Source organism: Acidimicrobiia bacterium (assembly GCA_040880805.1).
GTDB lineage: Bacteria > Actinomycetota > Acidimicrobiia > IMCC26256 > DASPTH01 > DASPTH01.
On sequence record JBBDHW010000048.1, the window covers coordinates 73,082 to 86,356 of the forward strand.

16 protein-coding genes are annotated in these 13,275 nt (G+C 68.2%); 5 read left to right on the forward strand and 11 right to left on the reverse strand.

The window, feature by feature from the left end; all coding sequences use genetic code 11:
• Window positions 1-38: 38 nt before the first annotated feature.
• Window positions 39-1,310 carry an amidohydrolase family protein gene (locus WD271_13225; protein ID MEX1008792.1) on the reverse strand — a complete coding sequence of 424 codons (1,272 nt, stop codon included), beginning with the start codon at window positions 1,308-1,310 and terminating at the stop codon, window positions 39-41.
• Window positions 1,311-1,458: 148 nt separating this feature from the next.
• On the opposite strand from WD271_13225, the gene WD271_13230 reads away from it, so the two are divergent.
• Window positions 1,459-2,472, forward strand: coding sequence for a Rieske 2Fe-2S domain-containing protein (locus tag WD271_13230; GenBank protein MEX1008793.1), 1,014 nt, complete (start codon window positions 1,459-1,461; stop codon window positions 2,470-2,472).
• A gap of 10 nt (window positions 2,473-2,482) precedes the next feature.
• Window positions 2,483-3,451, forward strand: coding sequence for an LLM class flavin-dependent oxidoreductase (locus WD271_13235; GenBank protein ID MEX1008794.1), 969 nt, complete (start codon window positions 2,483-2,485; stop codon window positions 3,449-3,451).
• A gap of 3 nt (window positions 3,452-3,454) precedes the next feature.
• Here the strand turns inward: WD271_13235 and WD271_13240 are convergent, their stop codons facing one another.
• The 6 genes from WD271_13240 to WD271_13265 form a co-directional block, all read right to left on the reverse strand.
• A complete protein-coding gene (locus tag WD271_13240; protein MEX1008795.1) occupies window positions 3,455-3,895 on the reverse strand; it encodes a nuclear transport factor 2 family protein in 441 nt (146 codons plus the stop codon).
• 68 nt (window positions 3,896-3,963) lie between these two features.
• Window positions 3,964-4,410, reverse strand: a complete 447-nt coding sequence (locus tag WD271_13245) for a hypothetical protein (protein MEX1008796.1) — start codon at window positions 4,408-4,410, stop codon at window positions 3,964-3,966.
• Between the two features lie 7 nt (window positions 4,411-4,417).
• Window positions 4,418-4,861 carry a hypothetical protein gene (locus tag WD271_13250; GenBank protein ID MEX1008797.1) on the reverse strand — a complete coding sequence of 148 codons (444 nt, stop codon included), beginning with the start codon at window positions 4,859-4,861 and terminating at the stop codon, window positions 4,418-4,420.
• Window positions 4,862-4,990: 129 nt separating this feature from the next.
• Window positions 4,991-5,581: a carboxymuconolactone decarboxylase family protein gene (locus tag WD271_13255; protein ID MEX1008798.1), complete on the reverse strand. Its 591-nt coding sequence runs from the start codon at window positions 5,579-5,581 to the stop codon at window positions 4,991-4,993.
• 9 nt (window positions 5,582-5,590) lie between these two features.
• On the reverse strand, window positions 5,591-6,904 hold the full coding sequence (locus WD271_13260; GenBank protein ID MEX1008799.1) for a GNAT family N-acetyltransferase: 1,314 nt from the start codon (window positions 6,902-6,904) through the stop codon (window positions 5,591-5,593).
• Window positions 6,901-7,689 carry a class I SAM-dependent methyltransferase gene (locus WD271_13265; GenBank protein MEX1008800.1) on the reverse strand — a complete coding sequence of 263 codons (789 nt, stop codon included), beginning with the start codon at window positions 7,687-7,689 and terminating at the stop codon, window positions 6,901-6,903. The genes WD271_13260 and WD271_13265 overlap by 4 nt, the downstream gene beginning before the upstream one ends.
• Window positions 7,690-7,815: 126 nt before the next feature.
• Here WD271_13265 and WD271_13270 point away from each other — a divergent pair, with 126 nt between their 5' ends.
• Window positions 7,816-8,805: an NADPH:quinone oxidoreductase family protein gene (locus WD271_13270; protein MEX1008801.1), complete on the forward strand. Its 990-nt coding sequence runs from the start codon at window positions 7,816-7,818 to the stop codon at window positions 8,803-8,805.
• Between the two features lie 30 nt (window positions 8,806-8,835).
• Here the strand turns inward: WD271_13270 and WD271_13275 are convergent, their stop codons facing one another.
• Complete coding sequence (locus tag WD271_13275) at window positions 8,836-9,666, reverse strand: SDR family oxidoreductase (protein MEX1008802.1); 831 nt, start codon at window positions 9,664-9,666, stop codon at window positions 8,836-8,838.
• 45 nt (window positions 9,667-9,711) lie between these two features.
• Between WD271_13275 and WD271_13280 the strand changes: the two genes are divergently transcribed.
• Both WD271_13280 and WD271_13285 read left to right on the forward strand, forming a co-directional pair.
• Window positions 9,712-10,497, forward strand: coding sequence for an enoyl-CoA hydratase/isomerase family protein (locus WD271_13280; GenBank protein MEX1008803.1), 786 nt, complete (start codon window positions 9,712-9,714; stop codon window positions 10,495-10,497).
• A gap of 6 nt (window positions 10,498-10,503) precedes the next feature.
• Window positions 10,504-11,385, forward strand: coding sequence for an SDR family oxidoreductase (locus WD271_13285; protein MEX1008804.1), 882 nt, complete (start codon window positions 10,504-10,506; stop codon window positions 11,383-11,385).
• Between the two features lie 10 nt (window positions 11,386-11,395).
• Here WD271_13285 and WD271_13290 read toward each other — a convergent pair whose 3' ends face one another.
• From WD271_13290 to WD271_13300, 3 genes are all read right to left on the reverse strand, one after another.
• Entirely contained in the window at window positions 11,396-11,713 is a 318-nt protein-coding gene (locus WD271_13290; protein ID MEX1008805.1) for a hypothetical protein, read from the reverse strand.
• Window positions 11,710-12,651: an LLM class flavin-dependent oxidoreductase gene (locus tag WD271_13295; protein MEX1008806.1), complete on the reverse strand. Its 942-nt coding sequence runs from the start codon at window positions 12,649-12,651 to the stop codon at window positions 11,710-11,712. The genes WD271_13290 and WD271_13295 overlap by 4 nt, the downstream gene beginning before the upstream one ends.
• A gap of 9 nt (window positions 12,652-12,660) precedes the next feature.
• Window positions 12,661-13,275 (reverse strand): cytochrome P450 (locus WD271_13300; protein ID MEX1008807.1); only part of this gene is annotated, 615 nt, incomplete at its 5' end.

Genomic DNA, 13,275 nt, shown 5'->3' on the forward strand with positions numbered 1-13,275 from the left:
GCGACCCCCTTGAGAATCGGCTCGGTTGCCGGCCGACTCTACGCCAACGAGTCGGCGACCGACGTTGGCTCGTTGGTGCCGTCGGGGTTCGGCGGTATCGGCGCCTCGTGAACGTCGTACGGAGTCGGACCGATCCGCGCCGCGATCTCGCGCATCTTCTTCTTGTCGAGCTGCGGGTAGCAGCGCAGCGCGTTCGTGCCGAGGAGCTTGCGCGTCTCGCGCTCCGGCACGTCGTGGAACCGGATCGCGACCCAATCGCGTGTGTCGGGCCACGTGCCCTCGGGGTGCGGGAAGTCGTTCCCCCACATCAGGTTGTTGATCCCGATGCGGTCGCGCCGGTTGATCTCCTCCGGCGTTGGCGTCGACGCGCCGATGAACACGTTGCGTTGGTAGTACTCGCTCGGCTTCATCTTCAGGACCTCGCGGTAGAGGTTCGCGCCGAACTTCTTCACGTTGTGATTGGCTCCGGTGTACTTGTCGTCGGCGCGCCAGATCAGGTCGGGTACCCACCACGCGCCGTCTTCGGTGACCGCGAACCGGAGTGTGGGATGGCGTTCGAAGACGCCGCCCCACAGCATCACGGTGAGACAGTGCGCCGGACCGTGCCACGCCTCGGTGGTCATGATGGCCGACGCGCCGGGTCCGGGGCCGACGTCTTGGGGCCCGCCTCCACCGGAGTGGACGTGAACGGCCATGTCGTGGTCGACACACGCAGCCCACACCCTGTCGTAGCAGGGGTCGTGGTACCCGGCGTACGGTGCCCACGACACGGGGATGAGCACGCCGCGGAGCCCGTGCTCCGCGGCCCAGTGGATCTCGGAGATCGCGGCGTCGTGGTCGTGGAGGATGGGCACGCACGCGAGGCCGATGCGACGGTCGGGGCTGTCGGCGCAGAGCTCGGCGAGCCAGCGGTTGTGCGCGCGGGCGCCCGCCATGACCTGTGCACCGTCGGAGCGGCCGGAGCTTCCGAGACCGGAGCCGAACGGGGAGGCGTCGACGCCGCCCAGCCCGGCGCCGTCGGCGTTCGGGAAGACCACCTCGGCGGCGACGCCGTCGTCGTCGAGCGCCCGGTCGCGCAGCTTGGCATCGCCCGCAGCGGTGAATCCGAAGTCGCCGGTCTTTTCTGCCCACTCCTCGACCCAAAGCTTTCGGTCCTCGGTGTCGCGGACGAAACTGCTGCGCATCGCCCGCATCTGCTCGTTGAACGCGTCGTAGGCGTCGCGGAACTCCGGGTCGATGTAGTCGCGGTAACGGCCCTCGGGTGGCCCGGCGTGGGAGTCGGACGAGATCAGCAGGTAGTTCTCACTCATGGTCACCATCCCTCTCGGTACCCTTCGCGAACGTACTACGGAAACTCCGATCCCCACTGGCCTCTGCCGGAGCAACCGGTGAGCGGGCGGCACGCCGCTCTCATGCGTTAGGTTTATGCTCGTTCGAAATCGATGAGGGAGCAGCCACATGTCGACCACCGAGTACGAGACCTTTGTCGGCTTGCCCATGCCGCGCAACCCTGAGTCGTTGCCCGACCGCACCCGCCGCCCCATCGTGCGGACGCAGGCTCCGGGGGAGAAGCGGTTCCCGTTCCCCGTTCCCGACGGTTGGTTCGTCGTGGCCGAGGCGCGCGACCTCGACCCCGGCCAGACGATGACGTTCCACGTGTTCGGGAAGGACGTCGTGCTGTTCCGCACCGAGAGCGGCGAGGCGCGTATGGTCGACGCGTACTGCGCGCACCTCGGCGCGCACCTCGGCGTCGGCGGCAAGGTGGAGGGCGAGTGCATCCGCTGCCCGTTCCACGGCTGGCGCTACGACGGCGAGTCGGGCAAGTGCACCGAGATCCCGTACGGGGACACCGAGCACATCCCGAGCCAGGCGAAGGTGCGTTCCTATCCGACGCTCGAACGAAACCACATGATCTGGGCGTGGCATTCGGGCGTCGAGGCGCCCCCGTTCTACGACGTGCCCGAAGTCGGAGAGTTCTACGACCCCGATTGGCTGCCCTACGAGATCAAGGAGTTCGACGTCGCCACGTGCTGTCAGGAGATGGCCGAGAACAACGTCGACTTCGCGCACTTCATGTACGTACACGGCACTCCGAACATTCCCGACGACGAGTTCGAGATCAAGGGCACCTACAAGAAGACCGTCGGTGCCGGTGGCATGTTCGTCCGTGAGGGCTTCGGACTCGGGCTCGGTGTGCTGCACATGGGCGACCGGATGGTCTTTTTCTCGTCGACCACACCGATCGACGAGGAGAACGTCAAGGTCCGCTGGGTGTTCAGCGCGCCGCGTGAGATGGGTGACGATGCCGCCAAGAATGCCGCGGAGGGTTTCTCGGCCGGTGTGAGCCAGGATCTGCCGATCTGGGAGAACAAGCGTTACGTCGACCGGCCCATCGTCACGAAGTCCGAGAAGAAGCTGCTCGAGCAGCGCGAGTGGGCGCTGCAGTTCTACTCGAACTACACGCCGGAGTAGCTTTCGCCGCATGTTCACCATGCGGTTCGACATGCGAGCGCCGGGTGGGGTCGACACGATGCCCGCGCTCTACGACGCGGCCATCGACATGGCCGCGTGGGCGGAGGATCGCGGCGGTGTGATGTGCCTCATCTCGGAGCACCACGCGTCGCCCGACGGGTACCTTCCCTCGCCCCTGTTGCTCGCGTCGGCGATGGTGGCGCGCACGACCCGCATGGGTTTCGTCATCGGCGCCGCGCTCATGCCGTTCTACGATCCCATCCGTCTCGCCGAGGACATGGCGGTCCTCGACATCATCAGCAAGGGACGCGTCTCGTACGTGATGGCCTTGGGCTACCGGCCCGAGGAGTTCGAGATGTTCGGCGTCGAATGGGACGAGCGCGGTGCTGTCGCCGAGCAGAAGCTCACGGTGTTGCTCGAAGCCGTGACGGGCGAGCCGTTCGTGCACGAAGGTCGCCGCGTGCAGATCACGCCGCCGCCGTTGACGCCGATCCAGATCTCGTGGGGTGGCGGTACCAAGCCCGCGGCGCGCCGTGCCGGCCGCCACGGCCTCGACTTCTTTGCCGAGAGTGGCGGCGACGACCTGCGCGAGGCGTACGAAAACGAGGCGCGCAAGTACGGACACGAGCCCGGCCAAGCGATGCTCGCGACACCCGGGACTCCCACCACGGTCTTCGTGGCCGACGACGTCGACCGGGCGTGGGACGAGATCGGACCCTCCATGCTGCACGACATCGCGATGTACGGGGACTGGAACGTCGGCAAACAGCACATCGCAAGCCTGTCGACGGCGCGCACGGTCGGCGACCTCCGCGAAGAGCACGGCTCGTACCGCATCTACTCGGTCGACGAAGCGGTCGAGATCGTGAAGGGTGGTGGGCTGCTGATGTTGCAACCGCTGTGCGGTGGTCTGCCACCCGACCTCGCGTGGAAGTACCTGAAGATCGTCACCGACGACGTGATGCCCGCGGCGAAGTAGCGATTACTCGGCGTCGACCCGGAGACGCGTGAGCTTGCAGCTCGCGATGCGCCACTGACCGTCGACCTTCTCGTACGTCTCGTGGTAGTGGCCGTAGCCGTGCATCTCACCGATCGGCGAGCCCTCGGGCCACCGGAGCATGTCCTCCATCGACCAGACGCCGGTGGCGGTGGTCGGCGACGTGATCTCGATCTCCGGCATGTGCCCGTGGTGCACCGTCGTGACGGGATCGACGTGACCCTTCACGTACTCCGCGATCGCCGTGTTCCCGCGCACCAGCCCCTCGCCGTCGGGCACACGCGTCTCGCCGCTCACGTCGAGGACCGCGTTGGGCGCGAAGACTCGCTCGTAGCCGTCCCAGTCCTTCGTGTCCATGCACCGGAAGTAGCGGGCCTTGAGCTGCTTGATCGCCTCGATCGCGAGCAGTTGCTCTGCTGCATCCATAGCCGGAACCCTATCGAGCCGCCCGCGCACGTCGCGCCGGGCTGATGCGTCACGAGCCGTCAACGAGCTCACCGCTGGATCACGCGGAACGTGATCTCGTCGGCAACTGCTGCAGCCTGCAGGCCCGGGCCGACATCGTCTGCGGCCACCGCGATCTCCGCGTCGAGGAAGTGGGCGGCGGCGAGTGCCTCGACCATCGCAGTACTCATGAGGTGCCCTTGCCTGCGGTGGCGCTCTTGGAGTTCGGCCATCAGCCACACGATCTCCTGCATCGGCACGACGGTGAGAAGCTCGAAGCTCTCGGCGAGCTCTCGACGAAAGCGGCCGAGCTCGTCGGCGCCGAGCTCCTTGATGGGACCCGAGAGCGCGCCGACCAACCCCTCGCGTGCAAGGGCGGATATCAGGCGAAACAGCCAGAGGTTCGTCGTCGCGAGCTCGTCGCTCGCCGGATCGAGCGTGTGGGAAAGCTCTCCGGCTGCGAAATCTCGCACGAGGTGGTCGTCGAGGAGTATCACGAGATCGTCAGGTTGTCGCGAGGTCGGTGTCCTCGAGTGAGCGCACGTATGCGAGATGCTTCTCCCGGGGGAGCGCGCGGCGCAGGATCTCGGCTGCGGTGGTCTCGCCGGTAGCGCCATCGTCACGCTCCCAGTCCCACGTTCCCTTGACCTTGGCGAGCGCAACCCCGAGCTCCCGGTCGTGGTCGTCCGAGGGCGTGAGCACCGCGTCGATCAGATCGCCGACCGCGGAGCCGGCGCGGAAGACGCGGACTCGATCGCCCGTCGTGGTCTCCGCGATGCTCGGGTAGCAGCGGAGGCCTTGGTCGCTCAAGGCCTGGTCGAGATCGGCCCCCATCGCCGTCTTGACCCGAGTCGTGCTCTCGCCCGAGGCCTGGCGCACCCGCTCGGTGAGTTCCATCCGCGGGATGCTCTTGAATGCCTTGCCCTCACGATCGAGCTCGCGTCGCACCGACCGGGCAACTTGTATGAGGTGATCCTGATTGGGCACTGTGCCTTCCCCATCCCAGAGTTAGTAAACAAATAACAGAGTAACTCACAACACCGTCTGATGCAAGCGGATTCCGACCCAGGCGCCGGCTCACCGGCGATTCGTGAACGTGTACTCGGCGCCGTCGGGGAGCGGGACGCGGAACACGCGCATCTGGAGCGCGAGCAGCGCGTAGTAGCCGACGAGCGTCAAGGCCTCGATCAGCATCTTGTCGCCGAGTGCGTCGCGCGAGCGCGCGTACAGGTCGTCGTCGAGGTCAGCGGTCGTTGCTGCGGCGCGGGCGACGTCGAGCGCGGCCTGCTCCACTGGATCGTCCAGCGCGAGCGGCAGAAAGGAGCGCACGGCAATGATCTCGTCGTCGGTGAGCCCCACCTCGTGGCCGATCCGCACGTGCGCCCACCACTCGAACTCGCTCTCCCACGCCGCTGCCACGGTGAGGATGACGAGCTCTCGCGCGCGGGCGGGGAGTGAGCCTCGGAAGCGCAACCCGCCTCCGAGCTCCTGCAACGGATGCCCGAGCGCGGGGTAGTGGAGCATCGCGTTGAACGGGCCCTGGAGTCGCCCCTGCTCGTCGGCGATTCGCGAGGGGAGAATGGATCCGAGCCGACGGCCGACTATCGCGTCGTAGAGCTCCCGTTGGTCCGGCGTGAGCGTGTCGAGGGTGAGCTGTTCGAGTCGCATGCGAGCCTCCTATTGGAAGAGGTGACGATTCTCCTCGCTCCAGCGGACCCGCGCCGCGAGCTCGTCGAGGTACCCGTTCGCCACCCACGTGGCTTGTGGTTCGAGGCCTTCTCGAGCGAGCGCGCCGACGTCGTCGATGTCCCGTCGTTGCTGGTCGATGACCCGTTCCACCAATCCGTCGATCGTCGTGAGCCCGTACGCGTCGGCGAACACTTCCATGCGGCGCCGGCGATCGGGCGGCTCCGCGTACCGCAGCCAACGGGCGCACTCCGAGTCGTCGCGGAACGGAGCCGTGAATTCGAGGGCGTACGCCACGTCGTGCAGCGGTGACGCGGGCCGGGCGTGGTCGAAGTCGACGAGCGCCACCGGGTTCCCGTCGCGCCACACCACGTTCCAGGGTCCGCAGTCGCCGTGGCACACCAGCTCGTCGGGCCCCGGTGCTCCGGTGAAGCTCGACCAGCTGCTGTCCGCAGGTGGCGCGTAGCCACGTACCGCGTCGTGGTACCGGGACAGGAGGCGCGCGTACGCGCGCAGGCCCTCGTCGGGCACGACCTGCGCCCAGCTGCGCGCGCCGGATTGGCCCGGCATGAAGGAGAGGATCTCGCGATCATCGCCGTCGATGCCGAGCACCCGCGGCGATGCGTCGAATCCCACTGCCTCGAGATGCCGGAGCAGCGCGTGGACAGCAGGCGTCCAGCGCTCGACCGGACGGTGCACGGTGTCTCCGATCCGGACGATGGTCCGCCCGAAGTTCGTTTCGAATGGGACTGTGTCGTCGGGCGTGCGCTTTCGAAGCCACACCATGTCGCGGCCGGATTCGGCCGGCGCCTCGGGCTGGGCGGCGACGACTCGGTCGAGCACGAAGCCCAGCTTGCGCGGGATCGCGGCACTCGCCGCGTTGGTCTCGTCGCAGCGGATCACGACGCGCTCCACTTCGACGAGGCCGAACGCCGCCGTGGTGAGCGCGCGCGACGCGCGTGTCGCGAGACCGCGGTTGCACCAGTCGATGTGTACCCAGTAGCCGATCTCGATCTCGGGGCCGCCCGACGTCCAGTCGAGGCTGACGTTGCCGAGCACGGCGGGACCGTCGCCACGCCGAATGACGAAGCTGAAGTGCTCGGAGCGCCGCCACACGTCCTGCAGCCGGACGAGGCGTTCGCGTTGCTTCGCCTCTGTGGCCTGTTCCGGTGACGGCCAGGGGAGGTAGGGCCGAAGGTGGTCGAGGCTCTCGCCGACGGCTTTGGCCATCTCGGGGGCGTGCTCGGGACGCGCGCGCTCGAGCGCGAACCCGTCGCCGAGGTCGATGGTCTCGGGGAGGCTCATGACACCCGACGCGACACGCGCATGGTGTTCAGGTACCGCTTCACGATCAGCCCGCCGTAGCGCGAGTCGATGAGCGAACCGATGCACGTGAGGAGGCGGTCGCGCGCATCGTCGTCCATTGCGCGATGTCCCGAGTACGTCTGCAGCACGTCGAGGTAGACAGCAGTCGTGTACGTGCGATCGGTCTCGTAGCAGCGGAGTACGGCGGCGCCGAAGCGTCCCTTGGGATCCGCCTCCACGTCGATCCGAGCGGCAACGTCGTCGGCGCGCTCGAGCCGAATCCCCGCCGGGGTGTCCGGATCCCAGCGTTCGTAGCAATCCTGCACGTCGACGAAGAAGGGATCGGTGCCGCCGGCGACGTGCTCGGTCATGACGATCACGAACGCGCCGCCGGGCCGCAGCGTGGCGGCGACCTGGGCCAGGCCCACCTCGGCGTCGACCCAGTGGAACGCCGTGAACGCGACGACGGCGTCGAACGGCTCTGCGGGGAGAGGCCAGTCCTCGAACGCGCTCACGACGATCTGCGCGTTCGGGTACGGCGCGAGGTTCCGCGCCGCGACCGCGGCGAGGCTCGCGCCGAGCTCTACCGCGACAACCGAACAGCCACGCGCGGCGAGGACCACGGTCGCCTGCCCGGTGCCGCATCCGATCTCGAGGACGCGGCTCCCGGGACCAATGCTCGCGAGGTCGAAGAGGTCGTCGAAGAGCGCGTCGGGATAGCCGGGCCGCGCGCGGTCGTAGCGCTCGGCGTCTTCGTCGAAGATCTCCCGCAACGGATCGGGCACGGTGGGTGAGCCTGACAGACCCGGTACCCTCGGCGCCCGAGGTGAGCGCCCGCGGCGCAGGTATCCTGCGTCGCAGCGAACCGTGGCCCAGCGGCCCGGCGCGAAGCGCCGAGAGCGGAGGTTCTGGTGATTGCTCTCGTGTGCCCGGAGCTCGGTGGGGAAGAGGTGCTGCGCGTGGAGGAGCTCCCGTCACCGCCGTGCGGTCCCGATGAGGTGCGGATCGACGTGCGCGCCGCGTCGGTGAACTTTCCCGACACGCTCGTGATTCGCGGCCAGTACCAGTACAAGTACGACCCGCCGTTCGTACCCGGTCACGAGTGCTCGGGCACGCTGCTCGAGGTGGGGGTCGATGTCGACGCCCTCGAGGTCGGCAACCGGGTCCTCGCGATGACCGGGGTCGGCGCGTTCGCGAGCGAAGTGATCGCGAAGCCGCCCCGCCAGGACCAGGTGTTCCGCATTCCCGACGCGATGGGGTGGGACGAGGCCGCGGCGTTCAATCTCACCTACGGCACCGCCATCCACGGCTTGTCGCGCCGCGGCCAGTTGCAGGCGGGGGAGAGTGTGCTCGTGCTCGGTGCCGCCGGGGGCACCGGCTCGGCCGCGATCCAGGTTGCCAAGGCGATCGGGGCCTACGTGATCGCCGCGGCCGGCGGACCGGAGAAGCTCGCGATCGCCGAGCAGTGCGGCGCCGACGCGGTGATCGACTACCACGAGGAAGGGCTGTCAGCGCGCGTGAAGGAGCTCACCGGCGGTATCGGCGTCGACGTGGTCTTCGATCCCGTCGGCGGTGGTGACTTCCGTGAGTACCTGCGCTGCCTCGCGTGGAACGGTCGCTATCTCGTGGTCGGCTTCGCGGCCGGCGATATCCCGAGCGTGGGGCTCAACCTGATCCTCCTCAAGTCGATCTCCGTCGTCGGCGTGGCGTACGGCGCGTCGGCGCGTCTCGACCCGGCAGCCAACGCGCACAACTTCGAACAGCTCTTCCGCTGGTACGACGCCGGACTGCTGCACCCGGTCATCGGACACCACTTCCCGCTCGAACAGGGTGCCGACGCGCTGCGCGTGGTCGGCAACCGCGGCGCCCTCGGCAAGGTGATCGTCGAGATCGGAAATTGAAGCGCGAGCGGCCGTGGGTTCAGAAGCCTGTCAGCGTCCGGGCAACGTACCGCCGTCGACGGTGTAGAGCTGGCCGGTGATCCACGCGCCCTGGTCCGAGCACAGGAACGCCACCATCCAGGCGATGTCCTCACCGGCGCCCGCCCGCCGCAGCGGCACTTGCCGCGCGATGAGTTCGTCCCATGCTTCGCCGCGCGGGATGTCGTCCATGCGGTACGTGTCGATGATGCCCGGACACACCGTGTTGACCCGGATGCCGTCGGGCCCGAGCTCTTGCGCCATCGCGCACGTCAACGCGTGGATCGCCGCCTTCGACGCGCTGTACGCCGCGGTGCGCGCGGCCATCATCTTCCCGGCGATCGACGAGATGTTCACGATGTTCCCGCCGTCGCCCTGCTCGACCAGCCGGCGACCGAACGCACGGCTCATGTAGAAGGTGCCGTGCAGGTTGACGTCGATCACGCGGTGCCACAGTTCGGGATCGAGGTCGATGACGGGCACGCGGTCGGCTCCGCGAGCGGCGCCCGCATTGTTGACGACGATGTCGACGCGCCCCATCTCGTCGGCCACCTGTTGCGCGAGCGCGTCGACTGCGGCGAGATCCGATACGTCACTCACCACGGCGAGCGCACGGCGCCCCAGCGCGCGAACCTCGTCGGCGACGGACTCGATGTCGCGCCAGCCAGCTTCCTTCTCGTCGTCCGGGTAGCGGTCGGGTGAGCGCCCCGTGCCCGTGAGCACCACGTCGCAGCCGGCCCGCGCGAGCTCGACCGCGATCGGACGGCCGATCGAGCGCATGCGCCCGGCGCCGGTCACCACCGCGACCTTGCCAACGAGTCCCGTGAGTGCCAGATCCGCCATCGCGTCGGCCACAGTAACGTCACTCTGCGACGGAGGGATGGTGCGATGGCCGACGACGAAAAGATCCGGCTCGAGTACGACGGGGCGATCGCGGTGATCACGAACGACAACCCGGAGAAGCGCAACGCGTTCGACGACGCGATGGACGCGCGCCTCTGGGAGATCCTTGCCGAGTTGCACGACCGCCCCGACGTCCGCTCGGTGATCTGGCGGGGTGAGGGCAAGGCGTTCTCGTCGGGGCGCGACGTCGGCGCGATCGGGGGCGGGCAGGTGGAGCTGACGCACCACGAGCTGATGCGTAGGGGTCACCGTGGCGCGCAACAGATCTTCGACCTCGACGCACCGGTCATCGTTGCCATCCAGGGGTGGGCGATCGGTGCGTCGTTCCAGCGCGCGCTGCTGTGCGACATCCGCATCGCGGCCGAAGACGCGCGTTTCATGCTCCCTGAGGTCACCTACGGCGTGATTCCCGACACCGGCGGAGTGGGACGGCTCTTCCAGATCTGCGGTCACGGTGTCGCGAGCGACATGGTGCTCACCGGACGGCCGATGGACGCCGCCGAGGCCTATGCCCACGGCGTGGTCTCGCGCGTGGTCCCCAATGACAGGCTCGACGACACTGCTTGGGAGATCGCGCGCAAGATCGCTGCCGCGCCCGCCGTCACGGTGAAGATGGCGCGTCGCGTGATCCAGCATCTCGCCGAGCCCGAGATCCGTTCGTCGATGGCGGAGGAGCTGATCGCGCAGACCTTCATCAACAAGTCGGACGACTACGCAGAGCTCCGCGCGGCGCGAGCCGAAGAGCGCGAGCCGAGGTTCACGGGGAGCTGACCAACGATGACCGATTATCCCGGACTGCCCGCGCCGCCTCCGGTCGGCGAGAGCGCCTTGCCCGCCGGTACGTTCGACGGCACGTGTGTGTTGATCACCGGCGGTGGCACTGGCCTCGGCAAGGCGATCGCGAGCGAGTTCGCGCGCCTCGGCGCCAGCATCGTGATCGCGAGTCGCAAGGAAGAGCACCTCCAGGCCGGTAGAGCCGCGATGGAGGCGCTCGGCGCGCCCGTGGCGGTTGCGACGGCCGACATCCGCGACGCCGAGCAGATCGCGGCGATGTTCGACACCGCGGAGTCGGCGTTCCACTTGCCCGACGTGCTCATCAACAACGCGGCGGCCAACTTCCCCGTGCCGTCAGAGGACATGTCGCCGAACGCATGGCGCAGCGTGATCGACATCACGTTGAACGGCACCTTCCTGGTCACCCGGGAGTTCGGCCGACGTCACCTCGCGGCGCACACGCCCGGCTCGATTGTCAACGTTGGCGCGTCGTACGCGTGGACCGGCGGCCCGGGATGGGCACACAGCGCGGCGGCCAAGGCCGGCGTGAAGAGCTTGGTCGAGTCGTTGTCGGTGGAGTGGGGTCCGTACGGCATCCAGGTCAATGGGTTGGTTCCGGGCCTGTTCCCACACGAGGACATGACCGCCGACATCCGCGGCAGCCTCGACCGTGCCGCGGAGCAGAACCGCAGGCAACCTGCGATGCGCGTGGGTGAGCTGCAGGAGCTGGGATGGGCGGCGACGTTCCTCGCGTCCCCGTACGCGCGCTTCATCTCCGGTTGCACGCTCGTCGTCGACGGCGCCAACTGGCAGCGGCGCAGTCTCACGAATCCGCCGGTCGAGACCGTGCGCGACCAGATGGGCCGCGGTCGATTCGAGCCGTAGCTGGGGCGGGTTACTTGAGCTCGATGATGATCTCGCGGTAGGGCTCCTTGCCGACGTTCTTGGCGGTCTCGATCCCGCCGCGCTCGATGTAGACGAATGCGCCGGGCACGACCTCCGCCTCGAGATACTCGTTGAACGAACCTCCCGTGTCGGGCTCCGGTTCGGCGGCGATGCGATCACCCTCCAGCAGCACAAGCATGTAATCGAGCTCGTGGCGGTGGACCGCAGACGCCTCGCCCGGCGCGAGGCGGAGCTCCCACACGCGCACGCGGTCGTTCTCGAAGACCACTTCGGTGCCGATCGGGCCGAGTACACGCTCGTCGGTCATGGTGCGTCCCCCCGAATCTTGCCCAGGACCTCGTGTCCCAGACGTTCGATCTGTTCACGCGCGTCGCGCGGACCGACGCCCGGTACGTGCACGCGCAGGTTCAACGCGTCGGCGCCCGCGCGATGCAGGACGTCGAGGAGCTCTTCGGCGACAGCGGCACCGTCGGGCGCGCCGACGAGCTCGTCGGTTCCCCAGTGTTGCACGGCCGACGTCGACGAGTAGCCGCGGTACACGTCGAGCTGGTCGTCGAGCCGTTCGCGAGGCGGATCGCCGACCCAGGCGCGCCGGATCAGCACGCATGATCCAGTGCCACCCGCGGCGCGAAAAGCGTCGGTCAGCTGACGGCACCGTTCCGCCGTGGACAGCGAGTCGAACAACACGCCGGCGCCGAGACCTGCAGCGCGTCGCACGGCGGTGAACCCCATCGCCGCGCTCAGGATCGGGATCGGGTGTTCCGCGCACGCTGCGATCGCGGGATCACCTGCGAGCCCACGCGGTGCGCTGCCGTCGAGCATCCCCGCGAGCTCGGCGAGCGCGTCGGTGAAGCGCGCCGTGAGGCCGTCCATCGGAACGTGCATGATGTCGAAGTCGTCGGGCAGTGCGCCCGAGGCGACGCCGACCCCCACGCGTCCCGGGAAGCGCGCCGCGAGCCACGCGACCTCCTCGGCGACGAGCGCGGCGGGCCGGAGGGGGAGCAGCAGCGGGCACGGTGCCGCCCATCCGGCAGGCATCTCCTCGAGGCACCAGCCCGCGGCCTGCAACGGGTTCGGGAGGTAGCCGGCGAAACCCCCGTGGTGCTCGCTCGTCATCACGCCGTCGAACCCGTGCTCTGCGGCGAGCGCGGCTTGCATGCGCAGCTCGTCGACGATCCCGGTCGCGGGGAGGTCGAGGTGCGGGTAGAGCCGCAGCGACACCGACCCCGGTGCGAACGCCGGCATTGCCGGCGGTCAGAGTTTGGTGCCCACGGGCAGCACGCGCTTGCCCGGCGTCCACTCGACGTCGAGGTGCTTGATGCCCCCGATGAAGTTCGAGCGGAGCCGATCGGGCTCACCGGCGAGTCGCATGTCGGGGAGGCGGTTCGCGATCTCCTCGAAGATCAACCGCAGTTCCATGCGCGCGAGGTTGGCGCCGAGACAGAAGTGGTTGCCGCCGCCCCCGAACGCGATCTGCGGGTTCGGATCGCGCGAGACGTCGAAGGCGTAGGGATCATCGAACACGTCTTCGTCACGGTTCGCCGAGATGTACCACATGACGACCGCGTCGCCCTTCTTGATCTGTGTGCCGCGGATCTCGGTGTCGGCAGTGGCCGTGCGCTTGAAGTGGAGGACCGGTGACGCCCAACGCAGGATCTCCTCGATCGCGACTTCCGTGCGGCCGGCGGGATCTTCCTTGAGGTACGCGAACTGGTCGGGGTTCTGGAGGAGCGCGTACATGCCGTGCGCGGTGGCGTTGCGGGTGGTCTCGTTGCCCGCGACCGAGAGCAGCAGCATGAACATGTCGAACTCGAGCTCGCTGAGCTTGTCGCCGTCGATCTCGGCGTTGAGCAGTTTGGTGACGACGTC

What these genes read in the sequence shown, in the direction of transcription:
- WD271_13225 (MEX1008792.1), bottom strand. Translation starts at nt 1,310, where the DNA reads ATGAGTGAGAACTACCTGCTGATCTCGTCCGACTCCCACGCCGGGCCA.
- WD271_13280 (MEX1008803.1), top strand. Translation starts at nt 9,712, where the DNA reads ATGGCCGACGACGAAAAGATCCGGCTCGAGTACGACGGGGCGATCGCG.
- WD271_13290 (MEX1008805.1), bottom strand. Translation starts at nt 11,713, where the DNA reads ATGACCGACGAGCGTGTACTCGGCCCGATCGGCACCGAAGTGGTCTTC.
- WD271_13285 (MEX1008804.1), top strand. Translation starts at nt 10,504, where the DNA reads ATGACCGATTATCCCGGACTGCCCGCGCCGCCTCCGGTCGGCGAGAGC.
- WD271_13260 (MEX1008799.1), bottom strand. Translation starts at nt 6,904, where the DNA reads ATGAGCCTCCCCGAGACCATCGACCTCGGCGACGGGTTCGCGCTCGAG.
- WD271_13230 (MEX1008793.1), top strand. Translation starts at nt 1,459, where the DNA reads ATGTCGACCACCGAGTACGAGACCTTTGTCGGCTTGCCCATGCCGCGC.
- WD271_13240 (MEX1008795.1), bottom strand. Translation starts at nt 3,895, where the DNA reads ATGGATGCAGCAGAGCAACTGCTCGCGATCGAGGCGATCAAGCAGCTC.
- WD271_13275 (MEX1008802.1), bottom strand. Translation starts at nt 9,666, where the DNA reads ATGGCGGATCTGGCACTCACGGGACTCGTTGGCAAGGTCGCGGTGGTG.
- WD271_13255 (MEX1008798.1), bottom strand. Translation starts at nt 5,581, where the DNA reads ATGCGACTCGAACAGCTCACCCTCGACACGCTCACGCCGGACCAACGG.
- WD271_13235 (MEX1008794.1), top strand. Translation starts at nt 2,483, where the DNA reads ATGTTCACCATGCGGTTCGACATGCGAGCGCCGGGTGGGGTCGACACG.
- WD271_13295 (MEX1008806.1), bottom strand. Translation starts at nt 12,651, where the DNA reads ATGCCGGCGTTCGCACCGGGGTCGGTGTCGCTGCGGCTCTACCCGCAC.